Below are 17,681 nucleotides of genomic sequence, written 5' to 3'. Positions count from 1 at the left end.
TTTTATTAACAACGTCTTAGACAGACGCCTGACTTTCGGCTTGCTGAGCGGCGACCATGTTGGCGTAAAAGCCACCTTGATCAACTAACTCACGGTGACTCCCTTTCTCAATGATCTCTCCGTGCTCGAGCACAAGAATTTGATCAGCCGATCGGATGGTATTTAAACGGTGAGCGATGACAAAGCTTGTTCTATTCTTCATCAGCTTTCCAAGGGCATCATTTATTTTCATTTCTGTCACGGTATCAATGCTGCTCGTGGCTTCATCTAAAATTAATAAGGCCGGGTCGGCAAGCATCGCACGAGCGATAGAAAGAAGCTGGCGCTGGCCATGACTTACTCCTTTTCCATCTGAATCAAGCACAGTATCATATCCGTCGCGCAATTGAGTAATAAAATCATGCGCGTGCGCTTCCTTTGCCGCCGTTTCAACTTCATCATCTGAAGCCTCCAGGCGGCCATACCGTATATTTTCACGTATCGTTGTATGGAACATGGTGGAATCCTGCAACACCACTCTCATTTGACTGCGCAGACTGTCTCTTGTAATTGTCTTGATATCTTTCCCATCAACTAATATTGATCCTCCATCTGTTTCATAAAAGCGGGAGAGCAGCGATATAATAGTTGTTTTTCCTGCACCTGTCGGACCGACTAAAGCCACCGTCTGACCTTTTGAAGCACGAAAGCTTATGTTTGATAATGTATCCTCATCTTCGTCATATGAAAAATAGACCGAGCGGAACTCGATATCTCCATGAATCGATTGAATAGCAGAAGCTTTTCCCTCGTCCTTCTTTTCTTCGGCTTCATCAATGATCTGGAAGACACGCTCTGCACCTGCGACGGCTGAAAGAATCATATTGTACTGGTTGGCAAGATCGTTGAGCGGCCTTGTGAATTGGCGTGAATACGTCGTAAACGTCACAATGATGCCGATCGAGATACTTCCATTTAAAGCAAGCAGCCCGCCAGCACCTACTATGATCGCGAAACTGACATTGTTCAACATATTCATCAGCTTAGGGATAAAGCCAGAGTACGTTTGCGCCCAGTAGCCAGAGGCCTTTAAAGCTTCATTTTTTGTTTCGAATTCTTTGATGACTCTATCTTCACGGGAGAACATAGAAATAATCATTTGTCCCGAAAACATTTCTTCAACGTATCCGTTAACTTCTCCAAGGTGCTTTTGCTGCTCTTTGAAGTAACGACCTGTGCGTTTTGTAATCCACTTCATGCCAAAATACATGACGGGAACGATCGTCAGCGTCATCAAGGTTAGGACTGGACTTAAGATCAGCATAATCACAACCGTCCCTAATATCGTAAGTATGCTAGTCACAAATTGGATGATCGCTGTGTTTAATGTACGACTGACATTTTCCATATCGTTTGTCAGCCGGCTCATCAATTCCCCTTGCTGCTTTTTCTGAAAAAATAAAAGAGGCAGACGCTGCAAGTGGGAAAATAAATGATTCCGCATACGATACACTGTATTTTGCGATATACCGATCATTAAATAGTTTTGCAGCCATAAGAAAGCTGAATGTAAAACATACACACCAAGCAGAAGGCTGAGCATAATAAGGAGCGTGTTCGTAGCAGGTTCGGCTATGACTCGATCTACAGCTACTCCCAGTAAATACGGTCCTAATAATGATAATACGGAACTCAATAAAATAATGGCTAGGACGGTATTAAACAGCTTCTTTTCACTTACCATATAACTCCAGATCCGTTTAAGGGTGGCTTTCATATCATCTACTTTCGGGGGTTTCGTGCCTATCCCATGATGGCGGTTGATCGGAGCACGGTTCGGCTTTTGTTTGTCCACCATTACATAACGACCTCCTGCTGGGATTGATACACTTCCCGGTAATAAGCGCTGTACTCAAGCAGCTCTTCGTGGTCACCTTCCGCGATAATTTCTCCTCGCTCCAGCAATAAAATCTTATGAGCTGCTTTTAGTGAGCTGATTTTCTGAGCCACCATGAATATCGTGCACTTCTGTTGTTTTAACGTTCTTAGCAGACGTGCTTCTGTGTGAGCATCCAGTGCGCTGGTACTATCATCTAATATAAGGATTTTAGGGTTCCTCACCAGTGCTCTTGCAATCGAAAGTCTTTGCTTCTGCCCTCCGGAGAAGGATACCCCTCTTTGACCTATCCGGCTTTCATATCCATTTGGAAGAGTACTTATAAAAGAATGGATTTCAGCATTCTTAGCCGCTTTCATAATTTCTTCATCTGTTGCGTTCTCTTTTCCCCATGCGATATTTTCTTTTACAGTACCAGAGAATAAATGAACCTCCTGGGGAACCAGACTGATTTGCCGGCGGATCGCATGCACGTCCAATTCTTCGATTTCCTGCTCATCCAACAAGATGCTGCCGCTGTCTTTTTCAAACAGCCTCGGGATGAGATGAAGAAGTGAGGTTTTCCCCGATCCGGTTTCACCAAGGATCCCAATCATTTCCCCTGACCGGGCACTAAAGCTGATGTCCGTTAACGTTTCTGCTTCGCCTCTTGAAAAGGTCACCCCTTCGAACTCTATATTCCCTTTCAAAAGAGTATCCCTTCCCCCTTGTCGGTTAAAATCAGGTGTTCTCTCATTCAAAACGTCACTGACCCGATTCGCTGAGGCATTTCCACGGGAAAAAACCATGATCAAAAAAGAAAAAATAGAAAAAGTGAACATGATTCTTGTAGCGTAGTTGATAATTGCGACGACTTCACCAGGCTGGGCTGTCCCTAAATTCAACTGGACAGCCCCGACCCAAAGCAGAATCAGAATAATGACGTTCATGCCTAGCATGACAACAGGCATAGCAAGTTCCATCAGCCAAAGTGCACGTTTATTTTTGTCCATTAATGAGTGATTGACTTCATGGAACCTTTCTTCCTCATATTCTCCACGATTGAACCCCTTCACGAGCCGGATACCGGTCAAATTCTCACGGATCACGGTGTTTACTCCATCCAGCTTTGTCTGTACTCGCTTGAATAACTTAATTCCTTTTAACAACACCCAGAATAAAAATGCGCCTAACACCGGGACAGCGATAAGAAGAATAAAGGCAAGCTGAACATTGACAGTAAAGGCCATGACGAGGGCGAATATAATAAATAGAGGCGCGCGCAGGGCGATACGCATAAGCATCAGCACAAGGTTCTGGATTTGAATCACGTCATTCGTCATGCGCGTGACAAGATTGGGCGTTGAATAAGATTGAAAATTTTCATTGGAAAACGACTGAACTTTTTTAAAAAGGTCGCGCCGAAGATCATATCCCACCCCTTGACTTACATTAGCGGCAAAAAAGGAATTGGTAATGCCGGCTGCAAAAGCTAATAAAGACAAGCCAACGAGCACCCCTCCCCATGTGGCAACGACAGTATAATCTTCCTGCATGATTCCATCATCGATGATCCGAGCCATTAGTAAAGGCTGGACAAGCTCCACCACTAATTCTATTAGCATCAACAAGATGGCGATAACGGCAGAGAATTTATATGTAACGGCATAAGCGAATATTTTCTTCATACGAGGTCCTCCGCATACGTGAAAAGTTCCTATCATTATACAGGATAAGGCAGTGATTTAGTACTAATTAGAACTTGAGGCTAGTCCGGTATTCAGGGTAGGTGATAAGAAAAAACACGGACTTGTTATTAGGAAGTCCGTGTTTTTGAATGATTATTTTTTATCTGCCGGGTAGCTGATTCCCATCTGTCTACGGGCACCTCGTATAATTTGCGATGTGATGAGAGAATTTTCAAGTGAATTGACCTCAGATTGCTTGTGGCCTTTTTGAAGCAGACCTATGAATTCCTTTATTTCATAATACATAGGTGGATATTCATCGGGTACACTCAAATTTTCTGTCGACCCATCGTTATATTGAATATAAACATCTCGCGGTTCTGAAATATTAGGAATGACAATGGTCCCTTCTTCTCCTTGTATTTCTGAAGGATTATAAGAATGGCTTATTTTTGAATGCATGACGACCGCTTCCATATCCTCATATTGAATGAGAAGGCTTCCCTCCCCGTCGACTCCTGATTCTAACGCCATACCGCTCGCTTGAACTTTCTCAGGACTGCCGAACAATACTACCATTGGATAAATTCCATATACCCCTAAGTCCATTAGAGAGCCATTGGAAAACTCAGGATTGAATGCATTTAGTACAGTGCCTTCTCTATAGGCATCATACCTCGAGGAATATTTACAGAAGTTCCCCACATACCTGCGTACCTTGCCAATTTTATGAAGGTTTTCTTTAATTGATAGAAACTCGGGCATAAGTGTTGATTTTACAGCTTCCATAAGAAGAACATTATGTTCCTTAGCCGCCTCTATCATACGTGCAGCTTCATGCTCGTTGGAAGCAAATGGTTTTTCACATAAGACATGTTTCCCATGCTTCATTGCTGTAATTGCGTGTTCAAAATGAAAAGAATTAGGACTTGCAATATAAATAGCATCCACTTCTTCACTTTTGACCAGGTCCTCAACCTTTGTATAAGTTGTAGGAATATTATGTTTCTCCGCAAATTCGTCCGCTCGTTCCTGAGTTCTGGAATAGACAGCTTGAAGCTTAAATTCTTCAAGGTGCTGTCCTGCTTCTATCATAAGATTTGTAATGAAATTAGTGCCGATTATACCGAAACGGATCATATGTATATCTCCTCATTATAAAAGATTTACTTTCATTATAACAGGATGGACAAGCCTGAGGAGCTTTAAGATGCCAGAAAATCATCCGGCATCATGATTCCTCCATTTTATTCAATCCGATTTCAGCAAGTGTAAATTGTCCTTCAGCCGTCGGGTGGACATCCCCTTTAATTATATATTCCGGGTGCCCTTTAAAGGCCTGGTAAGCATCCACTAATTTTACATTTGTGAAGTGACTCAACAATTCTACAAGCGAGTTGTATTGGATGTTTATATAGTGAAGAGGCTTCTCCAAGGAAGCTCCTTTTTCAGGATATGGATTATAAATGTTATATACGAGTATTTCTGCATCCGTCAATTCATCAATCTCCATGACGGTGGAATAGACATTAAACAGAAGGTTTCGCACCACAAGCGCGACCTCTTCCATTTCAATTCCTTGTAAATTTTTATGATCCTTTAAAATTTTTAATAAATCATTACCGCCAATATAAAGAACGATATAATCGCTATTCTTGATTGTTTCTCTGAACAGTTCATTTCCACGGGCTGCCTGCAGCAGTTCCTCTGACGTCAGTCCCGGAATACCCAAATTCGTCACTTCTAAATTTTTTTCTTCTCCCATCATAAAAGGAAATGCTCCTCCTGATGGATATTTATTTTCTTTAGTCAAATTATATCCATATGGAATGGAATCTCCAATAGCTGTCATTTGTCGGTTTTGTTCAGCGTAAGTGGAAGAAGGAAAATATACATTCATGAGCAGCAAACAGCATAGTAAAACCATTATTCTTTTCAATGGAAGACCTCCCTTTCCACATTAATCATCAGTTTTCTTCTTAGCATTCCAGATTGTTCAGGAATTCAATCGAAGTTAATTCTTCCATTTTAAAAACAAGACGCCTAAATTGCTTCATACTTTGGCGAAGATATTCCATTAAAACAGCTCGGTAAATTTTAAACCGAGCCATTCAAAAAGTCGACTGTTTCCGTTATGTTTAACAGAGGTAAGAGCTCCGGGAAATCACTCCCTTTCCGTGGGAGCGCAGTGAGCCTCCTCGAGCTTCGCTCTCCGGGGTCTCACCAAGCACTCTCTTCCCACAGGAGTCTCGCGATTTCCCGGAGCTCTTTGCGATGATTAGGGGGAACGGAAACACCGATTTCAGGATGTCAGATGCTGTTGCGCTACAGTTATGATAAAAGATCGATTATGAGCGGTTCTTCCCTATAAACAACCGCTTCATCAAAAAACAATTATGGATGTTAGTATGCTGATTGTTATAAACATGCTCCATGTTTAACACCTTGATGTGGAGCGCAATATTCTCACTGGACAGGGGTCAAGAAGACGCTCCTTCTTGCAAAAAGGGTTCCTTTCTAGCTTACTTTCATGGAAATGAAAAGCCTATTGGATAGTTAGTTTTTCTAAATCAACCGGTTGAACTATTCTTCAAACGTTGGTACAAGAGAGTTTCTGCTTCTTATTTCTTAGTTCCGTCCCGTAATATAAGTTAGGGGTTTTAGGAATGTGTGAGACTCCTACCTCTGAAAGCGGAAGCGCTTCGTTCAGCGACGTATGGACTGAACTGAGCTGGCGAAGATAAAAATAATTCAAAGAACGGTATAAGAGGGTTCATTCATCTCATATCGATTGGTGTGGTTGGGAAGCTGCGAGACTCCTTTTGTAAAAGCGGAAGCGCTTTGGTCAGCGGCGTATGGACTGGACTGAGCTGGCGGAGATAAAGGAAACACGAAGAACGGAGTGATTCGATGTTGACTTATCGGACAGAAGTGAAGGAAGTCTCAGTAGCCGCTAAGCGCTGGAGCTGGATAGGCCCCATATGGTTTATGGACTGATTCAAGCCCGAGGAAGCTCGCCACTTCCCCCACAGGAAAGCGAGTAGCTTCCCAACCACACCAGACTCTCTTTACAGCCACGAACCCTGGTTATCTTGAAACTAAGCCTTGGAATATACTGCCACTTTGTTTAACAATTATCAAAAAAAATGCCTAACAAATTAACATACAATTTGTTAAGCATTTCAGACTATATTTACTATGTTTGCGATAAGAATCAAATCGTTACGCTAAGGCGCATTTATTTACCAATAAACATCTGCGTCCAGTAATTTCCGTCTTCCTCAAATCCTACACCGATTTCTGTCATGTTTTCATTCATAATATTTTTACGGTGACCTTCACTGTTCAACCAGCCTTCTACGACTTCTTCAGGACTACGTTGACCAGAAGCGATGTTTTCAGCAGCTGCCCTGAAATCTACACCGTTGTCCTGAAGCATTTGTGATGGACTGCCATGCTCAGGTGAAGTGTGGGAGAAATAGTTGTTTTCTGACATATCTTCTGATTTCTCTTGAGCTACCTTAGTTACTTCTTTACTGAACTTTAACGGTTCAAGCCCCTGTTCCTCACGTGCCTCATTTGTTAATTGAACAACTTGTTCATGGATGTCTCCGTGAACTTCATCTACATCTTTTTCATCAGGCTGAGCAGTTAAATCACCCTGCTCTCCCATTCTATCTTCGGGTATCATTGGATATGTGCCCTGATATGGATGACGCAATTCGTTTCCGTTTAAATCAGTAATTCTTCGGTCTTCTTCTTGTCCCTGTCCTCCATATGTTACCTGGTTATAATCATACGCATCATCGGCTGCGCCATTATCATTCGCTCCTCCACATGCTGCGAGTGTAGTCGTAAGTAACAATGCCGATGTGGTCATTAGAATTTTTTTCATTTTCATTGTGCCTCCTCATGGATTTTCCTCTCCTTTACTATTTGCATGAGGGTTGAAATTATCCTGAATAGAAGACACAAAAAAACCGCTAAATTTTAGCGGTTTTTCCTTTTCATATCCTATTTCTTCATAATAAATTTTCCTGAAGTCTAAAGGAGACAACTTTAGGCTCTGTCATAGCTTCTATCGCATACTTAATGCCTTCCCGGCCAATCCCGGATCCTTTAGTCCCTCCAAAAGGCATGGCATCAATTCGATAATCACTGCTGTCATTGATCATGATGCCTCCTACGTTCATATGTTTAATGGCGTAAAAGGCATGATTGATATGACTAGTGAAAATTCCTGCCTGAAGTCCATAATTGACATTATTCGAACGTTCTACCGCTTCGTATAATGAATCTACAGAGTAAATAAGAACTACAGGTCCGAAAATTTCTTCTTTCGCAATTTTAGCTGTTTCCGGTACGTCAGTCAGAACGGTCGGGGTGAAAAATGCCCCTTCTCGTACACCCCCAAACTGAAGCACTGCACCCTGCTCCAAAGCTTCATTTACCCAACTCTCTACTCGCATCGCTTCTTTTTCATTGATCAACGGTCCCATATCCGTCAATTCATCCATTTTATCTCCGACATTCAGCTCTGCCGTACGATTGACGAAAGTATCAACAAATTTGGTGTATACGCTGTCCTGCACATAGATCCTCTGCACACCGATGCAATTTTGGCCGACCGCGGAAAACGCCCCAGAGACAGTCGCTTGCACAGCATCACGCAAATCTGCATCCTCTAAAACAATGACGGGAGAATTAGAGCCAAGCTCCATGCTTAATTTTTTCGTCCCTGCCTTTTGAGTTATTTTCTCTCCAGCCTCGGACCCGCCTGTAAAAGAAATCATTTGTACGGCAGGATGGGTGACGAGCGTATCTCCTATTTCCCTGCCTGAGCCTGTTATTACTGAAAGGAAACCTTCAGGAAGACCAGCTTTTACAAAGGCTTCTGCCAGTTTCAAAGCACTGAGTGGAGTGACAGAAGCTGGCTTTAATACAATCGCATTGCCCGAAGCGATGGCTGGACCAATTTTGTGTGCGACCATATTCAACGGATCATTGAATGGGGTGATCGCACCGATGACCCCAACCGGGAAGCGGTAATAGTAACCTACCCGATTTTCACTACCTTCGTTTTGATCGAAGTTGATCGTTTCGCCATTAATGCGTCTCGCTTCTTCAGCACTGATTTGAATTGTTTGGGCCGCCCGCTTCACTTCACCTCTAGCCTCGTTAATCGTTTTACTTCCTTCACTGGCAATCACTACCGCAAACTCTTCAGCATGCTCCCTCATGTAATTCGCTACTTTATTTAGAATTGCAATTCGTTCATGAGTCGGCCACACTTGTGTTGTACGGTAAGCACGATCCGCCGTTTCTATCGCTTCCAGCATTTGTTCTCTCGTAGCTAAAGGGACCCTTGCAATGGGCTCATTGCTTTGAGGGTTCACTACTTCAAAGGTTTCTTTACCGGCTACCCATTTACCGCCAATCAGCATGTTCATCGCTTTTACCTTTGTATGCATCATAACCACCACCCATTAAATTTTGGCTAGCTTCTTCTTTTTCTGATAATGAATCAAGTCAATTAATAAGGAAAATCCCGTTTCTTTCAACCCTGCTCCTGCGCCCGTCAGTAAAATAGGGCCCGATAAATCACATTCGTACAAAATGGCATTCGTCGCACCTGAAACACTGGCTAATGGATCATTGGATTCAATACATTCAGGCTTGACTGAAGCACTGACTTTCCCATTTTCCTGCTTAATGCTCGCCAGCAGCTTCCAACGCTTTCCTTCTTTGAGAGCGGATTGGACCTGGTTGAGAGTGATACCGGAAATCCCTTTACATTCGACATCAGTATGCGCAAGCGGGATGCCCATAATATAATTGGAAAGAATAGCCGCTTTGTAACGAGCATCATATCCTTCTACATCGCTTGTAGGATCTGCTTCTGCATACCCTAATTGCTGGGCTTTCTTTAAAGCCTCTTCATAGGACTGGCCTTTTTCCATCTCTGTTAAAATGTAATTTGTCGTCCCATTCAAAATTCCTCTTATTTCAGTGATGGTATTGCCGGCGAGGGTTTCCATCGGCATTCTCAAGGCTGGAGTTCCGCTCATTACCGTTCCTTCAAAGCCAAAATATACATCATTCTGATCAGCCATCTCAGCGAGCTCCCGGTAAGCCAATGCGACCGGTCCTTTATTTGTCGTCACCACGCTTTTTCCATGTTCGAAAGCGGTTCGGCAATGGGTGATCGCTGGTTCTCCTGTTTTCACATCCGTAAACGTCACTTCTACAATGACATCGGCATTACTTTGAATAATCGTATCGATACTGCTTAAACCTTTAGTAATTGAAGCTCCTCCATCGTATGCTTCCAGGCTTCCTTTTTCCCTGACACATGCAATGAGTTCTTTCACATCAAGCCCGTCTGGGTGATAGACAGATCCCTTCTTCATATCTGCCACTGCAACAATTTTTGTGTCCAGGCCGTATTGCTTCTGTAACGATTGTTCACGCTCCAATAATATTTCTGCGAGTGCCTGCCCTACACCGCCGAATCCTATAAACGCGATATTGGTTGTCATAATCGCCCTCCTTCACTTTCCAACAGACTCTCAATGCTTTTCAATAAAATCGTCACCCCGTCTACCATCGAATACTCATCGATATCAAATCGAGGATGATGCAGCCCACGCTCCTCTTCCAGTCCGCACCCTAGGAAAAACATAGATCCCGGGATTTCCCTCGTAATGTAACTGAAATCTTCGCTCCCCATGCCAAAAGGTTTTTCAATAATAGTCATTGATTCAGCTGCTTCTCTTAAAACTTGATTTATAGCCAAATTATTATAAAGTGCTGGTTCTCCCCGTTGAATCATTAATTCGTACTCTCCGCCCATCGGTTTGACAATCTCTGCCGCACGCCTCACTTCTTCAACTAATTGATCGCGAACACGTTCCTCATATGAACGGATGGTCCCCTTTATTTCCACTTGATCAGGTATGATATTATGGGCTTCTCCTCCTGCAATCTGCCCTATACTGAGCGCCCCAATCTGTAACGGATCAAGCTTTCTTCCACTGATGCTGTACAATGTCTGTAGTACGAAGGTCGACATCCAAAGCGGATCATTCGTATGCTGCGGGTATCCTCCATGCCCCCCGCGTCCTTTAATGATAAGATGAAATTCATCGTTATTCGCCATGCTCGGACCATCGTGCAGCTGAACGGTTCCTCTTCGCTGCCATGGACACATATGAAGTGCGAGAACTGCGCTCAAATCATCGATACAACCCGATTTGAGCACTTTAACAGCTCCGCTTTCTCCTTGTTCATCACAGCTTTCTTCTGCCGGTTGAAAAATCAATTTAATCGTACCTCTCCACAATCGATCTTTCACTTTTTCAGAAAGTAGTCGTGCAACACCTAACAAGATAGCGATATGCGCATCATGGCCGCACGCATGCATGACTCCCGGCACTGAAGAAGCATATTCCACATCCGCTTGTTCCAGGATAGGCAGCGCATCCATATCCGCTCTAAGACCGATCACCGGTCCATCACCTGTGGTAAGCGTGGCGATGACCCCATAACCTCCGACATTCGTTTCAATTTTAAATACCCCAAAGCTTTTTATCACTTCAATGATTTTTTCACTCGTCTGTTTCTCCTGGAAGCTTAGTTCAGGATGTTTATGAAAATAACGTCTCCACTCCTGCAGCTGTGGGAATATATCCTGGGCTGTAACGCTCTTTTTGGTTCGCAATGGGATCACCTCGTGTCAGCTTTGCAGCACCATATTTTCAGGCAGCGCATGAAAGGCCTGCTCTAAGTCGTGCTTTAAGTCTTCTATATCCTCTATGCCTGCGGAATAGCGGATCAACCCTTCTGGAATGCCCATAGCCGCTCGTTCTGCCGGTGTACATTCCACATGACTCGTCGTCCTCGCCGGTCCGACAATGGTTTCTACACTGCCGAGGTTTGCTGCTCGGTTAGCATATTTGAGCTTAGGCAATAAATGCCGCACCGTATCGACTCCGCCTTTTACAGAGAAGCTCAGCATGCCTCCGAACCCCTTCATCTGGGCTTTAGCGATATCATGACCTGGATGGCTTTCAAGACCCGGGTAGTAAACTCCTTCTACCATGTCGAACTGATTCAAATACTCAGCAATCTCTTTAGCGTTTTTATTTTGCTTTTCAACTCGCAGGTGTAATGTCTTCATTCCGCGTAGAAGCAAATATGCTGCCATTGGATCTAATGTCGCTCCATTGATTTCACGGTAGTGATACACTTTTTCCACCAATTCTTTGCTGCCACATACAGCTCCGCCTAAAGCATCGGCGTGACCGCCCAGGAATTTCGTAGCACTATGAATGACTAAATCAACTCCGAGCTCGATCGGGTTTTGGTTAACTGGAGTGGCGAACGTGTTGTCAACTACTACAGTAGCACCCACAGCTTTACCGGCTTGAGCCATTCTTTTAATATCCGTTATTTTAACCGTCGGGTTCGTCGGACTTTCTAAATAAAGTACTTTACAACCTTTAGCAATTTCTTGCTCGATGGCTTCATGGTCGCCTGTATCACAAAGCATTACATCGATGTTTTGCTGGGGAAGGAATTCTGTAAAGATTTTGTTCGTGCCCCCATACGTATCTTTAATGGAGACAATACGATCGCCAGGGCGAAGGAGCGTACCAAGCGTATTGCTGATGGCCGCCATTCCTGTTGAAAAACTTGTAGCTGCTTCAGCTCCCTCAAGAATTCGAATCTTTTCTTCAAAAGCTTCCACTGTTGGATTCGTGTTTCGTCCGTAAATATGACCCTTCTTATTCCCGATGGCCACTTCATACCAATCGTCCATATCGTCATATCCGAATGAAACACTGTGTACAACAGGAACTTGAGTAGCCCCAAACGCTAATTGATCTTTCTCTCCAGCCCAAATGGATTTTGTCGCAAATTTAGCTTCTCTCATGATCATCGTCCTCCCATTTTTCCAATAATTGATAAACATATCTTGCAATAGCCGTGTCTTGCACACCAGTTCCTGTTAAATCACATACGGTAATTTGTTGGTTATTCGCTCGTCCGCTTTTTTTCCCGCTCGTTATTTCCCCTAACTCTACTGCAAAATCCCGGGTGTCTTGATTTGCACAAGACCTAAGCTCCCCAAGCCTCAAAGATTGTTCTTTGACATCACATACAAACAAATCAGCCTGCTCTAGCACACCAGCTTCCAGCTCCTGCTTGTGCTCGGCGTCAGAACCCATTGCCGTAATATGAAGACCTTCATGCAGCCATTCAGATTTTATGATCGGTTCAGTCGAAGGAGTGGTTGTGATCACAATGTCACTGCTCCTCACAACTTCTTCGATAGAGTTCTTTATTTCTACTTTCAGGCCGAGGCGGCTTTCAATATCCCGCTGGTAGGCTGCGGCTTTTTCAGCCGATCTTCCATAGACATACACCATCTCAATCGAGCGTACATTCACAAGTGCTTCCAGCTGATAACGAGCCTGTGAACCTGTACCAATAACACCGGCGGTTCTGCTATTTTCACGACTTAGAGCCCGAGCGGCAACTGCGCCTGCCGCTGCTGTTCTCAAGTCTGTCAGCAGGCCATTATCTGCAAAAATCGTTTTAGGCTCTCCCGTAATGGAACTCAGAAGAATCATCATCCCGTTGGCGCTCGGAAGCCCTAAATCTGGATTGTTAAAAAATCCGGAAGACAATTTTATGGCAAAACTGTCTTTCCCTTCGATATAAGCGGATTTTATATCGACCTCTCCGTTATTTTCCGGAACGTCAATGCGCATAATCGGCGGCATCGTTACATTCTTTGTAGTTAAATCGGAGAAAGCCGTCTCTATTTCATGAATAACATGAGTATCGAGGCGAATGACTCTCTCAATTTCCTCTCTTTCGTATAAACGGATCTCCCCCACCTCCTAGCTGATTTGATCCCCACTGTTCAGAAAAATAGAAGACTCCTGTTTAACGATTAACTCTTGAGGATAATTAGAAAATCGCTCACACCCTGACTCAGTGACACGGAATGTTTCACTAATTTCAATCCCGTCATAATCGAACCATAGAGCAGGAATGAGGTGGAAAGTCATATTTTTCTGCAGTACAGTCTCATCGCCTTTTCGAATGCTTGCCGTATGCTCTCCCCAATCCGGCGGATAGTTAAGACCGACGGAATATCCGAGTCTCGACTCTTTTTCAAAGCCGTGCTGCTTAATACTCTTTGCCCAAACAGATTCAAGGTCACCGCACGTCACTCCTGGCTTCGCAGCTTGAAGAACATTTTGTATCCCTTCTAAAACTACTGGTGCTAAATGTTCAAGCTTCTTAGAAGGATTTCCAATAGACACCGTTCGAGCTAAAGGTACATGGTATCGTTTATAACAGCCGGCTAATTCCACAATCACCGGACTTCCATCTACAAAAGGACGGTCTGACCAGGTCAAATGCGGGATTGAGGTATGATCTCCTGTCGGGAGAAGCGGCACAATTGCCGGGTACTCACCGCCAAAATCTGACGTACCTTTGATCAACTGATGATAGATTTCTGCTGCGGTATCACATTCCCTTCGCCCTGCCCCGATACTGTCAACACCTCTTGCCATGGCTAAATCTGCAATAGTAGCAGCACGTTTCATATATTCAATTTCCTGATCTGATTTAATCATCCGTACGTGATTTACAAGTAAAGAGGAATCCTCGAACTGAGCATTAGGAAGCCCCTTTTTCAATCGTTCCAATGCCATCCCCGTAAAATAATAATGATCCATTTCCACTCCAATCCGACGGTTCGCTTGACCGATTTGAGTAAGAATCTCTGAAATGAAATCCATTGGGTGATGGGTCAGTGAATGCACGTAATAATCAGGGTAAGCAATTACATTTTCCTCATAGATCCAAGTTGTCGCTCGAGCACCATTCGCATCTTGAAGGCGTCCAATCCATATCGGCTGCGGCTCATCGATGACGATGACCAGCATTTGATGAACGTAAAAGGACCAAGCATCGTATCCGGATAAATAGTTCATGTTTGCTGGATCCGTAATGAGCAGGACTTCAATTCCTTTTTCCGCCATTCTTTCTTTCGTGCCTTGAAGCCTTTGATGATATTCTAGAATATCAAATGGAAGCAACAAGATTATCCCTCCCCTGTTATCTGAATATTTTAACTTCTATATTCTCATTGTATTCACTGTGATTTTTTAATGTAATGTATAAATTGTATGAAGTTTTATAGTTTATTTTTATACAAAAATTTTTTAGACAGAGCTCGACGTTATGAATTAATATTTGCACTATATAGGAACGCTCGGTAAAGTAACGGTATACTAATAGAAATGAGGGTACATAGATGGAAAGAGTTCAAATTGCTGAAGATCTATCATTTTCGAGAATCGTTCATGGATTATGGAGGTTGAATGAATGGGAGTATTCGAAAGAAGATACGCTGTCATTAATTGAACATAACTTGAGCCAGGGCATTACTACATTCGATCATGCTGATATCTATGGAAGCTATACATGTGAAGGGTTATTCGGAAATGCTTTAGAGCTGAAACCATCACTTCGTAATCAAATGGAAATCGTAACGAAATGCGGCATTGTTTTACCTTCAGAAAATCGTCCGGAACATCGTAGTCACCATTACAATACGAGCAAAGAACATATCTTAAAATCTGTCGAGACGTCTTTGCATAATTTAAAAACAGATTATATCGATTTATTGCTGATCCACCGGCCAGATCCATTCATGGATCCAAAACAAGTCTCCGAAGCATTTATAGAGCTAAAACAGGAGGGCAAAGTCCGTCATTTTGGAGTATCGAATTTTAAAGACCACCAGTGGGATTTACTTCAATCTCATCTGCCATTTTCTCTCGTAACCAATCAAATTGAACTTTCAGCCTACCACTTGGAGAATTTCGAAGACGGGACGTTGAACCGCTGCCAGCAGCACGGGATCCCGCCAATGGCCTGGTCTCCTCTAGCAGGCGGAAAAGTATTCAATGGGGAAGACGATAAATCCGTCCGATTAAGAGATACTCTCCATCAAATAAAAGAACAAACCGGCGCCCGCTCCATCGACCAAATCATGTACGCGTGGCTCCTCCAACACCCCTCAAAGATTATGCCAATCGTTGGCTCCGGGAAAAAAGAGCGTATTGATCGAGCTGTAGAATCGCTGGAACTTTCTTTAAGTCATGACCAATGGTTTGAAATTCTGCAAAGCTCGATGGGACATGATGTGCCTTAATTTGCTAAGAGTTGAGATGAACAAGGTTCTCTAAGACCTAGACGATTTGAATAAAAGGATCTCAGTGCCTGACTGAGATCCTTTTTTACGTTGCCATACGCAGTTTGAATGCTTATAATTGAAAATGGATTTCAATTAACATAACGAAGGAGCGCTCTACCTTGTTAGCTCGATTTTTTTCGTATTACAAGCCGTATAAATGGCTTTTCATATTAGATTTCGGCTGTGCCATACTTGTCGGACTATTGGAACTCGCTTTTCCATTAGCCGTCAATCAAGTCATTGACCGGCTTCTCCCTCAGGAAAATTGGTCGATTATCTTATGGGCTTGTGTCGGACTTTTGCTCATATATTTAATTAATACTGGCTTCCACTATATTGTTACATACTGGGGACATATGCTCGGCATAAACATCGAAACAGATATGCGCCGAAAGCTTTTTCAGCATATGCAGAAGCTTTCTTTCGGGTATTATGACAATAATAAAACAGGCCATTCTATTTCACGGCTTACAAAAGACCTGGAGGAAATCGGAGAAGTGGCCCACCACGGACCGGAAGACATTTTTGTTGCCATCATGACTTTAGTCGGCTCATTCATTCTTATGCTGACCATCAACTGGAAATTAGCTGTTCTTTCCTTTATCGTTATCCCTCTTCTGATCGTTTTAGCTATTCATTTCAACAAAAAAATGACAGGGACCTTCCGTAAAATGTTTGGCGATGTAGCTGAAATCAACTCACGAGTCGAAGACAGCATCGGCGGCATCCGTGTCGTCCAGGCTTTCGCTAACGAAAAGCACGAACAGGAAAAGTTTGCAGTGAACAATGATCGTTATCGTAATACAAAGCTATCCTCCTACAAAATCATGGCCCAGAATATAACTGCAAACTATGTATTGATGAGGCTCGTCACCTTGTTCACGTTATTATTCGGGACGTGGTTTGTCATTACAGGAGAGCTCACGAACGGGGAGTTTGTGGCATTCATCTTATTGGCCAACATCTTAATTGGACCCATACAAAAAATCAATGCCGTCATTGAAAGCTATCCTAAAGGCATTGCAGGGTTCAAACGCTACACCGAGGTCATCGATACAGAACCTGACATCAAGGATGCGCCACATGCTAGAGACATTGATTTAAATGGCGATATCCGATATGACAACGTCACATTCGGTTATGAAGGATTGGACCATGTCTTACAGGACATTAGTCTGAATGTCCATTCAGGAGAAACAGTTGCATTTGTCGGTCCATCCGGTGCCGGAAAAACGACACTCTGCAGTCTGCTTCCACGCTTTTATGAAATAGAATCCGGCCAAATCACTGTAGACGGAGTCGACATCCAGGATATGAAGCTCGACTCTTTAAGAAGCCAAATCGGCATCGTCCAGCAGGATGTTTTTCTATTTTCAGGAACCATTCGTGAGAATATCGCGTACGGAAATCTTAAAGCTACAGACGAAGAGATAATGGAAGCTTCCCGTAAAGCAAGACTTGCCGAATTCGTCCGAACACAACCTCAAGGACTGGACACCATTATTGGTGAACGTGGCGTGAAGCTCTCCGGCGGCCAGAAACAGCGCCTTGCGATTGCCCGCATGTTCCTGAAAAATCCGCCTATACTGATTTTAGATGAAGCTACGTCTGCACTGGATACAGAAACTGAAGTGGCTATTCAAAAGTCTCTAGCTGATCTGACAAAAGGGAGAACGACTCTTGTGATCGCTCACAGGCTGGCTACGATTAAAAATGCGGACCGAATCATGGTCGTTACCAAAGAAGGCATTGCTGAACAAGGCAGCCATAAAGAACTACTTGATTCTAAAGGAATATACAGCCGCCTTCACCAGGCGCAGTTCGGATAAAAACAGGGATAATGGCTAAGAAAGAG

The 17,681-nt window shown here is 43.4% G+C and carries 13 protein-coding genes; 2 read left to right on the top strand and 11 right to left on the bottom strand.

Annotated features, from left to right (window positions below; genetic code table 11):
* Positions 1-16: 16 nt before the first annotated feature.
* From LF817_RS06195 to LF817_RS06145, 11 genes are all read right to left on the bottom strand, one after another.
* Positions 17-1,837 (bottom strand): ABC transporter ATP-binding protein, encoded by a 1,821-nt coding sequence (locus LF817_RS06195; protein ID WP_253934913.1) that lies wholly within the window; start codon positions 1,835-1,837, stop codon positions 17-19.
* Entirely contained in the window at positions 1,837-3,543 is a 1,707-nt protein-coding gene (locus LF817_RS06190; RefSeq protein ID WP_253934912.1) for an ABC transporter ATP-binding protein, read from the bottom strand. Before LF817_RS06190 ends, LF817_RS06195 begins: the two co-directional genes overlap by 1 nt.
* Before the next feature lie 153 nt (positions 3,544-3,696).
* Positions 3,697-4,683 carry a Gfo/Idh/MocA family protein gene (locus LF817_RS06185; RefSeq protein WP_253934911.1) on the bottom strand — a complete coding sequence of 329 codons (987 nt, stop codon included), beginning with the start codon at positions 4,681-4,683 and terminating at the stop codon, positions 3,697-3,699.
* A 91-nt stretch (positions 4,684-4,774) separates the two neighbouring features.
* Positions 4,775-5,482, bottom strand: coding sequence for a GDSL-type esterase/lipase family protein (locus LF817_RS06180; protein ID WP_253934910.1), 708 nt, complete (start codon positions 5,480-5,482; stop codon positions 4,775-4,777).
* A 1,299-nt stretch (positions 5,483-6,781) separates the two neighbouring features.
* Positions 6,782-7,438: a CAP domain-containing protein gene (locus LF817_RS06175; RefSeq protein ID WP_253934909.1), complete on the bottom strand. Its 657-nt coding sequence runs from the start codon at positions 7,436-7,438 to the stop codon at positions 6,782-6,784.
* A 127-nt stretch (positions 7,439-7,565) separates the two neighbouring features.
* Entirely contained in the window at positions 7,566-9,014 is a 1,449-nt protein-coding gene (locus LF817_RS06170) for an aldehyde dehydrogenase family protein (RefSeq protein WP_253935038.1), read from the bottom strand.
* Between the two features lie 15 nt (positions 9,015-9,029).
* Positions 9,030-10,082, bottom strand: a complete 1,053-nt coding sequence (locus tag LF817_RS06165) for a homoserine dehydrogenase (protein ID WP_253934908.1) — start codon at positions 10,080-10,082, stop codon at positions 9,030-9,032.
* Positions 10,079-11,263, bottom strand: a complete 1,185-nt coding sequence (locus tag LF817_RS06160) for a M20 metallopeptidase family protein (RefSeq protein ID WP_253934907.1) — start codon at positions 11,261-11,263, stop codon at positions 10,079-10,081. Before LF817_RS06160 ends, LF817_RS06165 begins: the two co-directional genes overlap by 4 nt.
* Before the next feature lie 15 nt (positions 11,264-11,278).
* Positions 11,279-12,478 carry a cystathionine gamma-synthase family protein gene (locus LF817_RS06155; protein ID WP_253934906.1) on the bottom strand — a complete coding sequence of 400 codons (1,200 nt, stop codon included), beginning with the start codon at positions 12,476-12,478 and terminating at the stop codon, positions 11,279-11,281.
* Positions 12,465-13,448, bottom strand: a complete 984-nt coding sequence (locus LF817_RS06150; protein ID WP_371925003.1) for a cyclodeaminase — start codon at positions 13,446-13,448, stop codon at positions 12,465-12,467. The genes LF817_RS06155 and LF817_RS06150 overlap by 14 nt, the downstream gene beginning before the upstream one ends.
* 3 nt (positions 13,449-13,451) lie before the next feature.
* Positions 13,452-14,666, bottom strand: coding sequence for a M24 family metallopeptidase (locus LF817_RS06145; protein ID WP_256558204.1), 1,215 nt, complete (start codon positions 14,664-14,666; stop codon positions 13,452-13,454).
* Between the two features lie 215 nt (positions 14,667-14,881).
* On the opposite strand from LF817_RS06145, the gene LF817_RS06140 reads away from it, so the two are divergent.
* Complete coding sequence (locus LF817_RS06140; protein ID WP_253934905.1) at positions 14,882-15,784, top strand: aldo/keto reductase; 903 nt, start codon at positions 14,882-14,884, stop codon at positions 15,782-15,784.
* A gap of 161 nt (positions 15,785-15,945) precedes the next feature.
* Positions 15,946-17,655 carry an ABC transporter ATP-binding protein gene (locus LF817_RS06135; protein ID WP_253934904.1) on the top strand — a complete coding sequence of 570 codons (1,710 nt, stop codon included), beginning with the start codon at positions 15,946-15,948 and terminating at the stop codon, positions 17,653-17,655.
* Positions 17,656-17,681 lie beyond the last annotated feature (26 nt).

Source organism: Halobacillus sp. A1, from assembly GCF_024189295.1.
In the GTDB taxonomy this organism is placed as follows: domain Bacteria; phylum Bacillota; class Bacilli; order Bacillales; family Halobacillaceae; genus Halobacillus_A.
This window is presented reverse-complemented; position numbering and strand designations above follow the sequence as displayed.